This window comes from Sporosarcina sp. SG10008, assembly GCF_044569405.1.
GTDB lineage: Bacteria > Bacillota > Bacilli > Bacillales_A > Planococcaceae > Sporosarcina > Sporosarcina psychrophila.
In genome coordinates this window covers 212,652-228,032 of record NZ_CP172607.1, presented here as the reverse complement: position 1 = coordinate 228,032, position 15,381 = coordinate 212,652, and the positions used below count along the sequence as shown (strand labels likewise).

Here is a 15,381-nt window from a genome sequence, read left to right as displayed (position 1 = left end):
CGATCATTTATCGTTCAGTGCAGTGAGGCCCGGTAGGTCTTTTCCCTCCATGAATTCAAGAGAAGCGCCTCCACCAGTTGAAATGTGATCCATTTTATCTCCTACGCCGAACTTTTCGACAGCAGCGGCTGAATCGCCCCCACCAATAACTGTATATGCTTTTGTTTCAGCCATCGCTTTTGCAACTCGTTGTGTGCCACCCGCGAACGGCTCCATTTCAAACACACCCATAGGCCCGTTCCAAATGATCAATTTCGACTCTTTAATAACGTCTGCGTAAAGTTCAGCTGTTTTTGGTCCAATATCCAGACCCATCCATCCTTCTGGTATGGAATCGATATTCACGTTTTTTGTCTTTGCATCTTTTGAAAACGCATCCGCTATGACAACGTCGATTGGTAAGTATAAATTAACGCCTTTTTCTTTGGCTTTCTGAATAAATGAGTTCGCCAGGTCGATTTTATCTTCCTCAAGGAGCGAATCTCCTATTTCATTGCCTTGTGCTTTTGCAAATGTATATGATAATCCGCCGCCGATAATCAAGTTATCCACTTTGTCTAATAGATGATCGATGACGCCAATTTTGTCTTTCACTTTGGCTCCGCCAATAATTGCTGTGAACGGACGGTCAGGCTCTGATAATGCCTTACTGAGAATGTCCAATTCTTTTTCAAGAAGGAGGCCAGATACAGCCGGAATATGTTGCGCTATGCCCGCAGTAGAAGCATGTGCACGGTGTGCAGCACCGAATGCATCATTGACGAAAACATCAGCGAGTTCCGCAAATTGCTTCGCTAGTCCTGCATCATTCTTTTCTTCTCCAGCATGGAACCTAACATTTTCAAGCAGAATGATATCGCCGTTTTTCATTGTCGAAATGGTTTCTTCCACTTCTTTTCCAATGGATGAATCGAGCTTTGTTACCGGCTTGCCAATCAATTCCGCAAGTTTTTCTCCTGCAGCAGTAAGCCGCATGTCTTCATTCACTTCGCCTTTTGGACGTCCTAAATGACTCGCGAGAATAACTTTCGCACCCTGAGCTACCATATAATTGATGGTCGGAATTGCTGCACGGATCCTTGTATCATCCGTTACATTCCCATCTTCCATAGGTACATTGAAATCTACCCGGCAAAAAACGCGTTTCCCTTCAAGCTGCATATCTTTCATCGTCTTTTTCGACACCATGAAAACGCCCACCTCCATATATACTAAAAAAAAATGAGGAACGGGGTAACCCCCGCTCCTCTTACCCAACTACATTATAAGGGGTTTTATTGTTTATGGCTATATTTAACTGAATTATAGACCTTTACCAAACATATAAAGTGCCAAGTCCACACAACGTGCAGAATAAGCTGATTCGTTGTCATACCAAGTAATTACTTTCACCATGTTGTCTTCAAGGACCATCGTTGAAAGACCATCTACAGTAGATGATGAAGTATTTCCGTTATAATCTTTAGAAACTAGTGGGAGTTCATTATAAGCCAAGAAACCTTTTAGCTCATTTTCAGACGCGTTTTTCAATGCATTGTTCACATCAGCAATTGTCACATCTTTCTCAAGTTCAGCGACAAAGTCAACGAGTGAAACGTTTGGTGTTGGAACGCGGACAGCCATACCGTCAAGTTTACCTTTCAATTCAGGAATAACTTTTGTTACAGCTGAAGCTGCGCCTGTCGTAGTTGGAATCATGTTTTCTGCAGCTGCACGAGCACGTCTGTAATCCGAATGCGGTAAATCCAAAATGCGTTGGTCATTTGTGTACGAGTGAATTGTTGTCATTAGACCGCGTTTTATACCGAATTCGTTGTGAAGTACTTTTACAACTGGAGCAAGACAGTTTGTCGTACATGATGCATTTGATACGATGTTATCATTTGCCGGATCGTATGACTCGTGGTTAACACCCATTACAAGTGTCGTGATATCGCCTTTTGCCGGTGATGACAAGATAACTTTTTTCGCACCCGCTTCAAGGTGTTTGTTCAGTCCAGCTCTGTCCGTAAATACGCCTGTCGAATCAACGACAACGTCAACCCCAAGTGTGCCCCATGGTAGCGCTGCTGGATCTTTTTCTGCATATACTTTCACTCTTTTGCCATCGACAATAAGCGTGTCATTATCAAAACTGACTTCCGCGTCAAATACGCCATGTACAGAGTCATACTTCAAAAGATGTGCAAGCATTGCTGCATCCGTCAAATCGTTCACTGCTACAATTTCAATTTCCTCTTGTTTCAAAGCTTCGCGGAATACTTTACGTCCAATCCGTCCAAATCCGTTAATCGCAAGTTTCAAAGTCATAATATATTCCTCCATGTTGTTTTTTTAGTTTATAGTTAAAAAATTTCTTATAGCTACATTTACACAAAGCCCATCTAAACCTATTCCCTGAAAATACCCGTCTTAGTCATTTATACGTTTATTTATTGACGAGTATTTTCAGCATTTCAGTTGCTGCACCTTCATCAGTTACTAAAATCGTTTGTTTAGGCGCACTTGCCATATAAGCCAAGATAGCTTCAGCTTTACTGCTGCCGCCTGCGACTGAAATGATAAGCGGAATCTTCTCGAGATGGCCAGTTTGGATACCGATTGTCCGTAATCTGTGGACAACGTTACCATCCTGGTCAAAATAATAACCGAATGCTTCGCCTTTAGCTCCATTGTCTTGGATCATATCTCGCTCTTCTGTAGGCGAATTACGCATAATCGCCATTGTTTGCGCGTCGCCTACTCCATGCAGAACACAATCTGTTGTGTCATAAAGTTCAAGCATTTTCAAGACGGAAGGTTCTTTTCGGAACGCTTCATGGGCTTCTTCGCTTAACGACTCTGGATAATAAAATGTACTATACGTACCTCCACATGCCGAGGCGAAAGAGGCCGCAATGACATTCGCTTGCAAACCAATATCATCTCCTACACCGCCTCTTGCAGCGATGAATAGCAGATTATTGGTACCGCTAAACTTTTCGATATGAAGTGGAATCGATGCAATTGTACTTCCTCCAGTGACGGCGACTACTTTGCCCTCGTCAATTTTAGAAGAAAATTGTTTCGCTGCCTCCATACCAAGTAAGCTTTTCGAAGCGGTATCGGTATCGCAGTTACCTGCAACAACTTTGACTGATTGAATGCCAAGGAATTCCATTAGTCTCTTTGCAATTGACGTACGGCCCGACCAGTCTTCCATTGAAGACTCAAGAGCAAGTAAGACAGTCAATCCTTCAGTGGTGATTGAAGCTCCGTCTTTTGCAATAGTAATCAGATTTTGACCCCTTAGCGTATCCATCATGGTTCGCGTTTCCCGCTCCGATAAACCAGCCATCTGACCGAGTGGACGCCTTCCAATTGGACCAGCCATTTTTACAAGCTTTAATATCCGATATCTTTGCTGCATTAACTCCATCATTTCTGGTACGAGTTTACTCTGTGCATCCATCAAAACGTCCAATGGCTGCCCTCCTCTTTACCATAGGGACATTTAACGACCCTACATACTGAATAGCGTCCCACATAAAGCAAAAAAATATTTCTAACTTCATTATAGCTCTTTTCATTCGACTTTACAAACAATACAGCATTAATTATCAGAATAAATCAATGATATCAGCGTAGCCAATTGACCCGTAAAGCATCACATCGCCATCTTTTTCAATGACAGGAATCAAAAACATATATTTCTCATGACTTTCATCATCAGTTTCTATATCTACTATCGTCCACGTCAGCGGGAAATCCTCTTGGACAAGTTTCATCATTAATTCAGCTTCATCACAAAGGTGACAACCTGGTTTTGTGTAAAATGTCACATGCACTTTAATGCACCTCATTACTTTTATAATACCTTTAGTATAAATGAATAACAGGTGGTATGCACAGGATGTTGCCTGTGCATACCGCCCATTATTCTTTACCAGCTTCGGCCTGCTCCGCCACCACCGCCGGAACCACCGCCACCGAAACCACCAAAACCGCCGCCGGAACTACCGCCACCACTTCTGCCCCCAAAAGAACCAGGGAAGAAAATTGGCCCTCCGCTACGCCGTCCGCCCGAACCGCCTCCGCCTCCTCGGCCTCCTCTATTACTGATGACACGGAAGACAATGTAAATAATGATGAAAAGGATGACGGGGAATGGAATACCGAATCCCCCATCACTTGAGTCGGAATCTATAGTTGTGACGGGCACATCCGCGCCATCCCATCCATATTCAGCTGCGATTTCATTGTAGAATGATTTATATGCTTCCATGATCGCCATGTCAGGCTGTTGCTTATTCAAATATGGAACAGCTACTTCATCCATTATACGTCCGACTTTTCCGTCCGGAAGGGCACCCTCTAATCCATACCCGACCGATAGTTCGAAATGTCGTTTACCATCGGAATTTTTCTCCGTTGTAACGACTAGCAAAGCTCCGTTATTTTTTTCCTTATTGCCTAATTTAAATTCCCTAAGCTTCTCTACTGAATATTCCTCAACTGGCTTATCGCCTATGCTCGGGAGGATCAATACCGCAAGTTCCGCTGTCGTAGCATTATTTAATTGAATCCCATATTGCTCAAGTTCCGATTTCTGTTCAGCGGACAACACATTCGCAGTATCTTGAACGACCGGAACAGCAGCATCAGCCGAAAACACTGCTGAGTTTAACGATGTAAAAACAATCAGACATGCCGTCACCAGTATGCGGACAGCTTTTCTAATCATTCCTTGTCATCTCCAAAATCGACATTCGGCACTTCATTTGCAGCTGCATCGGCTTTAAAGTATTCCTTTTCATCATATCCGAAAATGGATGCAACGATTTTTCCAGGGAATCTTTTCACTTGCCTATTGTAATTGGCGACTACGTCGTTATAATCCTTACGCGCAACGCCCAGACGGTTTTCAGTTCCGGCCAGTTCATCCATCAGCTTAGTGAAATTTTCATTTGCTTTTAAATCAGGATAATTCTCAACGACGACAAGAAGACGACTAAGCGCACCCGCTAAGTCAGCGTTTGCATCCGCTTGTTCTGCGGGCCCATTTGCTCCGGCAAGTCTTGCACGGGAATCTGCAATGTCACTGATAATCTCTTTTTCATGGCTCGCGAAACCTTTAACCGTGCTTACCAAGTTCGGTATCAGATCGAGCCTCCGTTGTAGTTGATTTTCAACTTGTGCATACGCCTGGTCCACATCTTCTTCTAAATTAACGAATTTGTTATAACTTGGAACCAGTATCATAGCCAAAACTGCAAGTATGATTACGATTACCGCAATTGGTCCTAAAACTTTTTTCATGTTAACACTCCTCACGAGTTAGTTACTTTCATTTACCCTCTCGAACACCGTGTCGAAACTTTTTCTACAGTAGTATATACAGTATGACTATTGAAAAGGTTTCATTTATTCTAAGGCAACGTTTTTTTATAGCCACAAAAAAACGGCTTCCCATAATGGAAAGCCGACTTTTGTAGAACTTATTTAGATTCAGGTTTAGTTTTAGCTCCGTCTTTCATGTCACTGCGTGTAATAATATGGTCAATTAAACCATACTCTTTCGCACGTTCAGCTGTCATGAAGTTGTCGCGGTCCGTATCTCTCGCAATTACTTCAACCGATTGGCCAGTACGCTCAGCAAGAATCAAGTTTAGTTTTTCACGAGTGAAAAGGATATGTTTTGCAGCAATTTCAATTTCTGTTGCTTGCCCTTGTGCTCCACCTAATGGTTGGTGAATCATTACTTCTGCGTTAGGAAGCGCATAACGTTTCCCTTTAGTACCCGCCGCTAGTAGGAACGATCCCATAGATGCAGCCATCCCCATACAAATTGTTTGGATGTCAGGTTTGATGAATTGCATTGTGTCAAAAATCGCCATACCAGCAGTGACGCTTCCCCCGGGGCTATTAATGTAGATGGAAATATCTTTATCCGGATCTTCTGCTTCTAAAAATAGGAGTTGAGCAACGATAGAGTTCGCAACGTTGTCATCGATTCCACTTCCAAGCATGATGATACGGTCTTTCAATAGACGTGAATAGATGTCGTAAGCACGCTCACCGCGGCTAGTCTGTTCAATTACTGTAGGTATTAGATTCATTCTATTTCCTCCTTCAAGCTGGATAGTGTTGTCTACCTATTGAAACATAACTTCGTTTCAACTGTAACTTTATCATACATAGTATGGTCAACGAAGGTCAAATATAACGCTTTCAAAATAAGCATTGCATTCATTGAGCTACACCAGTATAATAAGTCTAGTCTGCTGCAAAAGATAGCCGATTTGTAACGCCCTCGTGGTGCAACGGATAGCACGTGAGCCTCCGAAGCTTAAGATGTGAGTTCGATTCTCGCCGAGGGCATATGATTACAACAATTTTACCCGTCATTGTTCATTCAATGGCGGGTATTTTCTATTCCCAATCACCAGGAATTCAAAACGCACCGGTTACAGTCATCCGCAGAAATAATTGACGGGGTGATGAGAATATGAAAAAACGAAAACAAATTGATTCAGCGCTATTAAACGACATTCTAAGGGTTACCAATCTAGCCAAGCCGCAAACAATTCTATCGATCCAATCAGTCATTGACGAATTCCACCGTTTCAACATGGCGAAAGGTTTGTCGGAATGGACAATTTCATCTTATGCAAAGGAAACAAAAACGTTCAACCGTTCGTTGGTTGCGTTAGAAATGTATGATGTACAGAAATATCGAGAGCATGCGGGCATTGCGAATGCTGTCCAATTTTCACCGCATGAAGAACGACTGGCCGATAGAATAATCGTATTCATCCGGAGAAAAAATCACCTGGAATCGAACTTATATTGATTAGACTTTTTAAAATGGCGTCTCAGCAATATATATTCTAGGAGGAAAAAACATTATGATTATCACACTTTTCTTATGGGGATTAGGGTTAACAGCAATAGCAGCAGTTATCGTAACGATTATAAAAGAAATCGATGGCTCTATTGGTAGGGGCAAGGCCAAGAAGGCGCTAGAAAATGTATTGGTGGAACATAAGATAGTGGACTATTATTGGGAGCAATTTGAAGATGGTCAGATACTTCTGCACGACAGGACTTATGGTAGCTTTTATGTGATAGGAAGCAACGGTGGCGCTATTGGAATGTGGTATACAAACATACTGAACGTTGAATTAGTCATTGATGATTCAGTTGCATATCAATCTTCATTAACAAGCGCAACAGGTAGAGCAATTGTTGGTGACGTTTTAGCAGGTGGAGTGGGAGCGATTATTGGTGGAGTAACTGGAAAGAAAAATAGCAGGAAAGTTGTTCATAGGGTTGAAATGATACTTTCATTTAATTCATCAGATTATCCATACAGCAAAATAACTCTTCTCGATAGTCAGCAAGGCGAAGAAATTTCAGGCTATGCATACGAGACTGCATACGCAAAGGGATTACAGTGGAGTAGACGGGTATCAGCGTTACTGAAGTGAAGAGATAACTAATCTATAATAGAAGCCCAGAAACAACCACAGGACGGTTTATATCGATCTTTTAGAAGCCTGTTTATATGGAAGTTAATTATTATTATTGATGATTCATTAATAAAAAAAGGACCTTTTACGGTCCTTTTTTTGCTGCTCTGTCACAACGAACGTTGGCAAATTGTTCAATATTATCGAGGATTGACTATAGTTTTTTATTTAATGGAAATAAAACACAGTCTTTAATCGTATCACTATCCGTTAGTACCATTAATAATCGTTCAATTCCAAATCCCCAACCAGAAATGGGTGGCATTCCATATTCCATAGCTGTTAGATAATCCTCATCCATCTCCATAGCTTCCAAATCTCCGTTACTTTTAAGATGAGCTTGAGTCTCCAGTCTTCTTCTTTGTTCAAGTGGGTCAACCAACTCTGAATAGGCATTTATTATTTCCGCACCATTCACCACTAATTGGAAACGGTCTGTAAGAGCAGGGTTTTGATCATTGGCCCTAGCTAGTGGGGATAAATCAATAGGATGTCGGATTAGAAATGTCGGTTTAACTAGTTGTGGCCGACACATTTTTTTGTAAAGAAGATCAATAAAATTACCTCTCCCTAAAGATTCAATATCAGGATGTTCCAAATCCATATTAACCCTCAATGTTTCTTGATATAAATCCTTAACATCAGGAAAAAGATCTATATCAATCCCTGTGTCTTTTAAGATTAAATCCCTGAAAGAGACAATGTCCCATTCTAGTGAAAAGTTTATTGTTTGACCCTGGATGGTAATGGTAGTCGTATTAAAGATTTGATCCAGGACAAACAGAACCATATTACGCATTAATTTCATTGTATCCTCATAATTCCAATATGCCGCATACCCTTCAACCATTGTAAATTCTTGAAGATGTTGAGGACTAATCCCCTCGTTCCTAAAACACTTTGCAAATTCAAAAACTTTGGTAAATCCACCTACAATTAACCTTTTCAAATAGGTTTCCGGTGCAATACGTAAATTTAGCTCTGTATCTAAAGAGTTATGATAGGTCCTAAAAGGCTTAGCTAACGCCCCCGAGGAAGTATGCTGTAAAACTGGTGTTTCTACTTCTAAAAATTCCTGGTCTTCAAAGAACCTGCGAATGGCACGTACCATTTTGGTTCTAGCTAGTAAGCGACTTTGTGTGTCTTTTGTCACCATTAAATCTAAATAACGCTGTCTATATCGAAGTTCAACATTGCTTAAACCGTGCCATTTTTCTGGAAGAGTCCGTAACGCCTTCCCAAGAAACACATAACTTTCGATACGAAGTGTTTTCTCATTAGTTTTAGTCGTATACATACATCCTTCCACACCGATAAAATCTCCCATATCCAATAAATTGTGAAACTGATTATAAGGTTTCTCACCAATCTCATCCTTTTTCAACAGAAGTTGTACGCTTCCTTGTATGTTTGAAATAGTAATGAAACTTAATTTACTGAAGTTTCTAATGCTCATTATTCTTCCAGCAACTCGGACCCCAGAAGTTCCGTCTTCAAGTTGAGCAGCTTCATAAATTTCATTATTTGTAGAAAACCTTTCAGGATATACTGAAATCCCTTGCGATTTTAAAGTCTCTAATTTCTCTATTCTTAAAGCTATTTGTTCATTGCTCATTCTTTTCACTCCATTCTTTTAGTTTGTTTATAAGGCTTTTTATGTTATGGATTTAAATTTCCAAACAACAAAAAAACTCCCACCCCCAAGACATTTGTCTTGAGGACGGGAGTTTATAGCTCCGCGGTACCACCTCAGTTTATTGATATGTCGCCATATCAACCTCTTCGAGTACGTCAATTTTCTAACAATTGATTATACCCTATCTCTTTAACGGGAGATCCCGTCGCAGTATCACTAAGAATGCTCTTAGATCCGTGCGAAGCTCCAAGACTTTTTTTCATTAAGATCATTATTACTCCTTCCCACCTACCGGAGCTCTCTGAAAATAATTAATCAAAATTACTCTTCTCTTCATAGCCGTACATTATATATTGATTGAAAATAATTTAGCATAATTAAATGGAATAGTCAATTTCTATTTGACGGGTTGCAGTGACAGTTCGACCTTGCCCTCGCAGTTTGTCAGGATGCCATGACAGTTGCCGACTTTGCCCTCACAGTTTGATGGGTTGTCATGACAGTTCGATCTTGCCCTCACAGTTTGATGGGTTGCCATGACAGTTCGATCTTGCCCTCACAGTTTGTTGGGATGCCATGACAGTTGCCGACTTTCCCCTTGCAGTTTACCGTGATGCCATGACAGTTGCCGACTTTGCCCTCACAGTTTGATGCGTTGCCATGACAGTTCGACCTTGCCCTCACAGTTTGTCGGGATGCCATGACAGTTGCTGACTTTGTCATTATAATTCAGCGAGCTACCATGACTTCAAGTCGTATCCTCATGACTAATACAATCCAGTCTCCATAAAAAAACCGTTACCACTTGTCGTTTGACAGCGCTAACGGTGATTGTTTTATTTAATTGCCATTTTCAACAAGTACTGCGAGTGATTCTAGCGCCTGTTCCTCGTCAATTCCTTCTGCAATCAACGTAACAGTCGTGCCGCGCGCGATGGCTAGGCTCATGATCCCCATTATACTTTTAGCATTTACTTGGCGTTCTTCTTTTTTCAAAAATACATCAGACAAAAACCTATTTGCCTCTTGGACAAAAAGTGCTGCTTGCCTTGCTTGCAATCCTGATTTCAACTTCACTTCAACTATTCGTTCTGCCATGACAGCGCCAGCTCCTCTCTTGGTTCGACAGCGGATTTACCGACTACCGATTCCCCCATTGCGAAGATTTTCCGCAATTTCTTCAATTTTTCTTAAGCGATGGTTCACACCTGATTTACTTACCATTCCACCCGAAACCAGTTCTCCAAGTTCCTTCAACGTAATATCCTGATTGTCGACCCGAAGCCTTGCGATCTCTTGTAATCTATCTGGTAATTCAGCAAGTCCAATCGTACTTTCAATAAACTTTATATTTTCAACTTGGCGCTGTGCTGCACCAATTGTTTTATTCATATTCGCGGTTTCACAATTCACAAGCCTGTTCACACTATTTCGCATATCGCGTATAATTCGTACATCTTCAAACTTCATTAAGCTCACATGCGCGCCGACGATGCTAAGGAAATCCGATATTTTTTCAGCTTCTTTCAAATAAGCAATATACCCTTTTTTCCGTTCAATCGACTTCGCATTCAAATGGTATTTGTTCATCAGATCGACTAAGTCTTCACTATGTTCTTTATATATCGAAAATATTTCAAGGTGATAAGAAGATGTTTCCGGGTTATTCACGGAACCCCCTGCCAGAAAAGCTCCCCGTAGATAAGCGCGTTGGCAGCATCTCTTTTTAACCAATTCCTTTGAGATTTCATTTTTAAATTGAAATGTTCCTGTCAGGATTAGTAGTTCTTCCAAAAGAGCTTTTGCTCCACCTCGAATTCGGCAAATGTAAACGTTATTTTTTTTCAAGCGCATCTTTTTTCGAACAAGCAACTCTACTTTATAAGGATACAATCGTTTTAAATTCGTATATAGGCGTCTGGCAATCGCTGCATTTTCAGTTTGTACGTCCAAACTTAACTGTTTATTAGAAAAGGAAAGTGCACCATTCATCCTAATGAACGCCGCTACTTCTGCCTTTACACAACAGTCATCCGCTTCTATCTGTGTCATTTCCTTTTTTGTTTCTGAAGCAAAAGACATGATTCTTCCCCTTTCTCGGCGACGATCACGTCTGTTCCGTTTCGATCCCATTTTCCATATATTCTATAAGCCATTTAGCTACTTTTTCGGAATCATGTATGATAGTTCCATTTAATAATAAGCAAATGTCTTTTACTACGATATTTGGTACAAGTTGTTGAAGCGTTTCCAAATCGTTTTCGACAGGCCAGGGAGGTCCCGTCCATTCTTTCCCACCCTGCAACGCAGAAAATTCTGTGCCGTTCAATAAAACCGTGTCGATAAAAGGTTCACCCGCATGATCATATAATGCCTGCACATGCTCCGAAGCTGTATAGCGGTGTGTTTCTCCTGCTTGCGTCGTCAAGTTGTTAATATACACCTTTTTTGCCTTACATGACAAGACCGCTTTACGAATTGATTGGACAAGCAGTGCCGGCAAGATGCTTGTATATAGGCTGCCTGGGCCAATAATGATCAGGTCAGCAGAATTGATTGCCTCTATTGTTTCAGGTAACGGTTCAACTTCTTGTGGTGATAAATACACTTTACGAATTTTACGTTCGTAAACCGGTATTTTCGATTCACCCGTCACGATTGTACCGTCTTCGAGTTCTGCGTGCAATGTGATCCGCTGATTAGCGGCTGGTAATACTTTCCCTTTTATGTTTAGTACCCTGCTCATTTGTTCGACTGCTCGTGCGAAATCACCTGTGATATCCGTCATAGCAGCCAGCATAAGATTGCCGAGTGAATGACCTTTCAAATCCTCTGAAGTAGCAAAGCGGTATTCAAACATTTCTTCGATTAATGGCTCTACATCTGAAAGCGCTGCCATCACTTTACGAATATCACCCGGAGGTGGTATGTCATATTCGTCAAGAAGTCTGCCCGAACTGCCGCCATCATCAGCTACTGTAACGACCGCAGTCAAATCGACAGGGTAATTTTTTAATCCGCGTAGCAAAGTGGATAAACCAGTTCCGCCGCCTAACACAACGACTTTCTTCAAGTTCCCGGATTTCGGCATAGCGTCAATCCTTTCTTTTTTCAATATCCCTATGGGTGATGAGTGTCCGGTACTCGTCTTTGAACCGGCTTCCGAAAAATTCAGCGAGTGTGACAGAGCGGTGTTGACCTCCTGTACAGCCGAATGCAATCACAACTTGTGATTTTCCTTCATTTTTATATTGTGGAATTAAGAACTTAAATAAGTCCGTGAGTTTTTCAATAAGGATTTGAGTATCTTTCCATTTCAGTACATAGTCATAGACTTCTTTCTCGAGTCCCGTCTTCGGTTTCAAATCCTCAATATAGAAAGGATTGGGTAGGAAACGCACGTCAAACACGACATCTGCATCAATTGGCATGCCATGCTTAAAACCGAAAGAGAGGAAGTTTAGTGTAAAACCAAGATCATCCTTAGAGGAGAACTCAGCCATTATTTTTTCTCTCAATGCCCTTGGTTTTAAACTTGATGTGTTGAAAATCGAGCGTGCACGGCCTTTCATCTCAGACAATAGCAGGCGCTCTTTCTTTATACCTGCTAGAGGCAATCCTCCTGCCGATAATGGGTGTGACCTTCTCGATTCCTTATAGCGTCGAACAAGCGTCTCATCGTCTGCATCGAGGAATAATATTCGTGATGATACACCCTGCATTTCCAAAAGGTCATCCAGAGCACCAATGAGCGAATCAAATAGGTCACCTCCACGCGTATCCATTACAGCGGCTATCCGTTTCATTTGATTTTCCGATTTCATCATCAAATTCAGAAACATAACTAATAGCTCTGGAGGCAAATTATCGATGCAATAAAATCCAAGATCTTCAAAGCTCTGCACTGCAACCGTCTTACCTGCACCCGACATCCCCGTAATAATAACTATTTCAATATCGCTGCTTGGCTTCCCTATTTCAGTCATTGTCCATCACCTTCCACAGAATTTTGGATTTCCTCTTTCAAGAGTTTAAATTCTTCGGTATAAAAGAACGTTCCATACTGTATCCCACTTTGAGATACCGCAAACAGTAAATTGGTTCGATCCCCTTCTGCCATCGGAAGTGTCTCTAAGCTTTCAACAGGATGCCATTCCAATACTCCTTCAATTGTCGTTTCAAACGGTTTACCCACTAAGTCAAAAGCAATGAATGTGTGGAGCATCCATTCGTTTTTCACAGTCTCCCCAGTTTCATCTGTAATCATCATTGTGTAGACGCCTTTTAACAATGGACTAATCGGTACAGCACCGGTTTCTTCCGTGAATTCTCTGACGGCTGTTTCGTAAACCGATTCACCCGGATCCATCTTTCCACCAGGGGCTACATACCACCCGCGACGAGGTTTTTTTAACAGTAATACATGATTATCTTTTACTACAAGTAAATTTACGATTCTCTGCATTTGTCTAACCCCACTTTTTATAAACGCATAGTATCATTATACATCGAACCGTTGTAAAACGACAAAAAAAAGGCAACCCATCGGATAAACCGATAAATTGCCTTTCAAAATTTACTTTATCAAAAGGGGGGTCAATTGATACTTTTACTATACCCTTTAGACATTGCATTTCTGTTACAGCCACATTAAGGTTACATTAAGCTTTTGCGCCTAATTTCTCCATCAATTCCTCAACGTATTTCTGGACAGCCTGCGCAGCAATACTACCGTCTCCAGTAGCCGTTACAACTTGACGCAATAATTTTTCACGAACATCCCCTGCAGCATAAATACCAGGTACAGATGTTTCCATGATTTCGTTTGTTGCAACGTAACCATTTTCGTCAAGAATACCAAGTTTAGCAAATGGAGCTGTTAACGGGTCCATTCCGATGTAAACGAACATGCCATCCGCTTCAAATACCCTTTCAGAACCATCAACAGTTGAAACAAGTGTAACGGAACCAACTTTTCCTTCTCTAGCATTTACTTCTTTCACAGATGAATTCCAGATGAATTCAATCTTGTCGTTTGCAAATGCACGGTCTTGAAGAATTTTTTGTGCACGTAATTCACCGCGGCGATGAACAATCGTCACCTTATCTGCAAACCGTGTCAAATAAGTTCCCTCTTCTACGGCAGAATCGCCACCGCCTACAACAACGAGCTCTTTCTTACGGAAGAATGCTCCATCACAAACCGCACAATAGCTTACGCCACGGCCTGTAAGTTCAGCTTCTCCGGGAATACCCATTTTTTTGTATTCAGCACCTGTCGTAATAATAATCGCACGGGCTTTATACTCTTTATCCCCGACGACTATCGTCTTGTAACTTTCTCCATCAATAACATCTGTAACATCGCCATAAGCATATTCAGCACCAAACTTACGCGCGTGATCAAACATTTTTGTAGAAAGGTCCGGACCTAATATATGTTCGAATCCTGGGTAGTTTTCAATTTCTTCCGTATTAGCCATTTGGCCGCCTGGAATTCCCCGTTCAAGCATTAACGTTGAAAGGTTCCCACGAGATGTATAGACAGCAGCCGTCATCCCCGCAGGGCCGGCACCAATAATAATGACATCATAAATTTTTTCAGTTGTCATGTGAATTTCCTCCTCTACAACATTTACACACCAAATCGTATAGGATACGTAAGTTCCATTCAACTTTTCTGCTTACAATGAAAAGCGAAAGGCGCCTGCTAGACGCGACAGGCATAAGTCGATCCAGCGACGTGGCGCACTTTGCCACATAGCTGGATTGCTTATGACCAAGCGGCTGGCGCCTGGAGTCTAGACACTAAGAAAAGCGTAAGGCGCCGTTCAGCTCCGACAGGCATAAGACGTTTTGCGAGGAGGCGTACTTCAGCCCCCACAGCAAAATGGCTTATGACCCGAGGGATTGGCGCCTGAAGCTAGACAACAATGAAAAGCGAAAGGCGCCGTTCAGCTCCGACAGGCATAAGACGGGCGGGCTAAGCGGCGTTCTTTGCCGAATAGCCTGACTGACTTATGTCCCGAGGAGTTGGCGCCTGGAGCTAGACACCAAGAAAAGCGCAAGCGCCTTGGTAGACCCGAAAAGCGCTGGAGGGCCTTAAGATAAAGGCGCTCTTTGCCTTTAACTTAAGGACTGAAGCGACTCGAGGGTCTAGGCGCTGGAGCTAGACACTATTCTAAGTCAAAAAAACGTATACTCTCTTACCAATATATGTCGAACTAATGATTC

At 41.8% G+C, this 15,381-nt stretch carries 16 protein-coding genes, 1 tRNA gene and 1 other annotated feature; of the genes, 3 read left to right on the top strand and 14 right to left on the bottom strand.

The genetic code is table 11. From position 1 onward, the window contains the following. Nucleotides 1-3: 3 nt before the first annotated feature. From ACGLYD_RS01155 to clpP, 7 genes are all read right to left on the bottom strand, one after another. On the bottom strand, nt 4-1,185 hold the full coding sequence (locus ACGLYD_RS01155) for a phosphoglycerate kinase (RefSeq protein ID WP_399633073.1): 1,182 nt from the start codon (nt 1,183-1,185) through the stop codon (nt 4-6). Nucleotides 1,186-1,302: 117 nt separating this feature from the next. After that, nucleotides 1,303-2,310 (bottom strand): type I glyceraldehyde-3-phosphate dehydrogenase, encoded by a 1,008-nt coding sequence (gene gap / locus ACGLYD_RS01150; protein WP_067206007.1) that lies wholly within the window; start codon nt 2,308-2,310, stop codon nt 1,303-1,305. Nucleotides 2,311-2,428: 118 nt separating this feature from the next. After that, a complete protein-coding gene (locus tag ACGLYD_RS01145) occupies nt 2,429-3,463 on the bottom strand; it encodes a sugar-binding transcriptional regulator (RefSeq protein ID WP_082786484.1) in 1,035 nt (344 codons plus the stop codon). A gap of 136 nt (nt 3,464-3,599) precedes the next feature. After that, nucleotides 3,600-3,827 (bottom strand): glutaredoxin family protein, encoded by a 228-nt coding sequence (locus ACGLYD_RS01140; protein ID WP_255428579.1) that lies wholly within the window; start codon nt 3,825-3,827, stop codon nt 3,600-3,602. Between the two features lie 95 nt (nt 3,828-3,922). Beyond that, nucleotides 3,923-4,723 carry a YgcG family protein gene (locus ACGLYD_RS01135; protein WP_187046681.1) on the bottom strand — a complete coding sequence of 267 codons (801 nt, stop codon included), beginning with the start codon at nt 4,721-4,723 and terminating at the stop codon, nt 3,923-3,925. Then, the gene (locus ACGLYD_RS01130) at nt 4,720-5,298 is read right to left on the bottom strand and encodes a LemA family protein (RefSeq protein WP_187046680.1); all 579 of its coding nucleotides are present in this window, start codon (nt 5,296-5,298) and stop codon (nt 4,720-4,722) included. Before ACGLYD_RS01130 ends, ACGLYD_RS01135 begins: the two co-directional genes overlap by 4 nt. A gap of 179 nt (nt 5,299-5,477) precedes the next feature. Continuing rightward, nucleotides 5,478-6,098: an ATP-dependent Clp endopeptidase proteolytic subunit ClpP gene (gene clpP, locus ACGLYD_RS01125; RefSeq protein ID WP_067206000.1), complete on the bottom strand. Its 621-nt coding sequence runs from the start codon at nt 6,096-6,098 to the stop codon at nt 5,478-5,480. A gap of 190 nt (nt 6,099-6,288) precedes the next feature. Between clpP and ACGLYD_RS01120 the strand changes: the two genes are divergently transcribed. The 3 genes from ACGLYD_RS01120 to ACGLYD_RS01110 all read left to right on the top strand — a co-directional run bounded on the left by ACGLYD_RS01120 (nt 6,289) and on the right by ACGLYD_RS01110 (nt 7,469). Then, a tRNA-Arg gene (locus ACGLYD_RS01120) sits at nt 6,289-6,360 on the top strand. Nucleotides 6,361-6,487: 127 nt separating this feature from the next. Beyond that, nucleotides 6,488-6,832, top strand: a complete 345-nt coding sequence (locus tag ACGLYD_RS01115; protein ID WP_399630850.1) for a hypothetical protein — start codon at nt 6,488-6,490, stop codon at nt 6,830-6,832. 55 nt (nt 6,833-6,887) lie between these two features. Further along, nucleotides 6,888-7,469, top strand: coding sequence for a hypothetical protein (locus ACGLYD_RS01110; RefSeq protein WP_399630847.1), 582 nt, complete (start codon nt 6,888-6,890; stop codon nt 7,467-7,469). 196 nt (nt 7,470-7,665) lie between these two features. Here ACGLYD_RS01110 and lysS read toward each other — a convergent pair whose 3' ends face one another. The 7 genes from lysS to trxB all read right to left on the bottom strand — a co-directional run bounded on the left by lysS (nt 7,666) and on the right by trxB (nt 14,759). Further along, nucleotides 7,666-9,126, bottom strand: coding sequence for a lysine--tRNA ligase (gene lysS, locus ACGLYD_RS01105; protein ID WP_338653535.1), 1,461 nt, complete (start codon nt 9,124-9,126; stop codon nt 7,666-7,668). A 98-nt stretch (nt 9,127-9,224) separates the two neighbouring features. After that, nucleotides 9,225-9,493, bottom strand: a binding site (T-box leader). Between the two features lie 494 nt (nt 9,494-9,987). Then, complete coding sequence (locus ACGLYD_RS01100; RefSeq protein WP_067205987.1) at nt 9,988-10,245, bottom strand: HPr family phosphocarrier protein; 258 nt, start codon at nt 10,243-10,245, stop codon at nt 9,988-9,990. A 36-nt stretch (nt 10,246-10,281) separates the two neighbouring features. Continuing rightward, nucleotides 10,282-11,229, bottom strand: a complete 948-nt coding sequence (gene whiA, locus ACGLYD_RS01095; protein ID WP_067205985.1) for a DNA-binding protein WhiA — start codon at nt 11,227-11,229, stop codon at nt 10,282-10,284. Nucleotides 11,230-11,254: 25 nt separating this feature from the next. Next, nucleotides 11,255-12,238, bottom strand: coding sequence for a gluconeogenesis factor YvcK family protein (gene yvcK, locus ACGLYD_RS01090; protein ID WP_067213832.1), 984 nt, complete (start codon nt 12,236-12,238; stop codon nt 11,255-11,257). A gap of 4 nt (nt 12,239-12,242) precedes the next feature. Beyond that, nucleotides 12,243-13,133, bottom strand: a complete 891-nt coding sequence (gene rapZ / locus ACGLYD_RS01085; RefSeq protein ID WP_187046676.1) for an RNase adapter RapZ — start codon at nt 13,131-13,133, stop codon at nt 12,243-12,245. Next, complete coding sequence (locus ACGLYD_RS01080; RefSeq protein WP_067205979.1) at nt 13,130-13,612, bottom strand: NUDIX domain-containing protein; 483 nt, start codon at nt 13,610-13,612, stop codon at nt 13,130-13,132. The genes rapZ and ACGLYD_RS01080 overlap by 4 nt, the downstream gene beginning before the upstream one ends. 196 nt (nt 13,613-13,808) lie before the next feature. Continuing rightward, entirely contained in the window at nt 13,809-14,759 is a 951-nt protein-coding gene (gene trxB, locus ACGLYD_RS01075) for a thioredoxin-disulfide reductase (RefSeq protein WP_067205976.1), read from the bottom strand. Nucleotides 14,760-15,381: the final 622 nt, after the last annotated feature.